This window comes from Bacteroides cellulosilyticus DSM 14838 (genome assembly GCF_000158035.1).
GTDB classification, from domain to species: Bacteria; Bacteroidota; Bacteroidia; order Bacteroidales; family Bacteroidaceae; genus Bacteroides; species Bacteroides cellulosilyticus.
This window is the reverse complement of sequence record NZ_EQ973488.1, coordinates 118,477-120,468: the sequence shown is the minus strand read 5'-3', so window position 1 is coordinate 120,468 and position 1,992 is coordinate 118,477. Positions and strand designations below refer to the sequence as shown.

Genomic DNA, 1,992 nt, shown 5'->3' with positions numbered 1-1,992 from the left:
CCGAAGAGAAATGAATTATTCCAGCCTACTCTTATTTTCTCAGGAAACTACTTTTCTTTCTGAATAGGCAATACAACTTCCAGCGGAGTGATTGCATAGGCTGTAGAATATCAAATACCGGAAGCGTAAAGATGTAACGTCGTTTCTCTCCGAGATCCTTTGCCGTCTTATTGATAATCAGCGCTTGCAGGGTGTATCGCAAGGCGAACAACAGAAATGCAATGCCGGCTGCCAACCAGTGAAAATTCAGTATCCCAATCACCAGAGCGGTTATCCATGCTGCATGAAACAGTAACCGTGTAGTAGTTTCAAAGCCCGATAAATAGCGTTGGATACCCCGGTAGAAATGTGCTGTACCCATATAGCTGATTTTCTCTTCCCGCCAGTCCTTGGCACGGTAAACGGGTTGCACACGTACCACTGCATTGGCATCGGTCTCTATCCTCGTGTTCTCGGCCGTAGCTGTCTTATTGATGAATAAATCATCATCTCCGCGTTGCAGGTTCAGGTGTGCTGAAAAACCTTTCTGGGCATAGAATAACTCTTTCCGGTATGCCATGTTGCGTCCGATACCCATATAAGGCTTTCCCGCCAGTGCATAGCCCAGGTAACGCATGGAAGTAAACAGATTATCAAAAGATACCCGTTTGTGCAGCCAGCCTTTTCCACGTTCGTATCCGCTGTATCCCAGTACGATTTGCGCACGGGAGGTAAAGTTACGTGCCATGGTGCGCAGCCATTGGTTGCTTTCGGGCAGACAGTTTGCATCGGTAAACACAAGCCAGTCATATTTGCTTGCCTTTATTCCGAGAGTGATGGCCAGTTTCTTGCGGCTGATGTAGCGTGAAGAACTGGGCACGAAGCTATGATACAGGTTCGGGTACTTTTCCCCTTGCAGAGTCAGGTAATCTTCGCTTTCATCCGTGTTGCCATCATTGATGACGATCACTTCGAATTGCGGGTAATCCTGTTCCAGCACAGCAGGCAGATTACGGCGCAGATTTTCCACTTCCTCGCGGGCATAGATGATGACCGATAAAGGAGGCAACTCCTGTGAAAAATGTATGTCACTTCGCTTTACGGCACGGCTACGGGCATGTATACGATTATAAAGACAAAAGTAATAAAGGAGTTGAATCAGGAAAAGGATACCGACAGCGGCAAGTAATGCTTGTTCTGTAGTATTGAATGTTAATGCTTCCATGTGGTCGTATGACGTTTTTTGTGTTGCAAATGTACACAAAAAATATGATTATACGACAGGTACCACCACAAACTTGCTTTTCGGGAAATACTTATCCAGATACCGGTGGATATACTGCATCGTATCTTCTTGTATTGTAGTATCTTCTACGGTAGGATAGAGATTATACAGCACTGTATCCAGTTGTATTCCTCTGCTTCGGATTGCCTCGAAGCTGAGCAATGTATGGTTGATACTTCCCAGCTTGCCGGAAGTTACGAATATCAACGGATATTGTTTTTCTGCAATGTAGTCAATCGTCAGGTAATCCTCGGTAAGGGGAACCATTAACCCGCCTGCACCTTCCACGAGCACCACATCGTAGCGTCGGGCAAGTTCTTGTGTGGCACGTTCTATCTTTCCGAAGTCAATCGGACGGTTGTCGATACGTGTAGCCAGATGAGGAGAGCAGGGATAAGAGAATATCTCAGGCATGGTCAACCCCTCACGGTCTTCCTCCGTCATGCCGATGCCCATGAGACGGCGGTGCAGGTCTATATCCTCGGAATAACCGATGTTACCTGTCTGGATAAATTTCTGAGTGATAACACGTTTACCGCTGCCAATCAGTTGACAGGCATAATAAGCTGTACAATAAGATTTTCCGGCATCCGTATCGATACCGCTGATAAAATACACATTCTTTTCCATTTCCTTTAATATTTAATACTTATAGTTCACCACAGAGTAACACAGAGTATCACAGAGTTCTATTCTTTTGATTTTAAACTGATTAAACTCTGTGATAC

At 45.2% G+C, this 1,992-nt stretch carries 2 protein-coding genes; both read right to left on the bottom strand.

What is annotated here, in order from left to right; translation table 11 throughout:
* Positions 1-31 precede the first annotated feature (31 nt).
* Complete coding sequence (locus BACCELL_RS01770) at positions 32-1,204, bottom strand: glycosyltransferase (RefSeq protein ID WP_007209781.1); 1,173 nt, start codon at positions 1,202-1,204, stop codon at positions 32-34.
* Between the two features lie 48 nt (positions 1,205-1,252).
* On the bottom strand, positions 1,253-1,894 hold the full coding sequence (bioD, locus tag BACCELL_RS01765) for a dethiobiotin synthase (RefSeq protein WP_007209780.1): 642 nt from the start codon (positions 1,892-1,894) through the stop codon (positions 1,253-1,255).
* Between the last annotated feature and the right edge of the window lie 98 nt (positions 1,895-1,992).

What these genes read in the sequence shown, in the direction of transcription:
- BACCELL_RS01770 (WP_007209781.1), bottom strand. Translation starts at nt 1,204, where the DNA reads ATGGAAGCATTAACATTCAATACTACAGAACAAGCATTACTTGCCGCT.
- bioD (WP_007209780.1), bottom strand. Translation starts at nt 1,894, where the DNA reads ATGGAAAAGAATGTGTATTTTATCAGCGGTATCGATACGGATGCCGGA.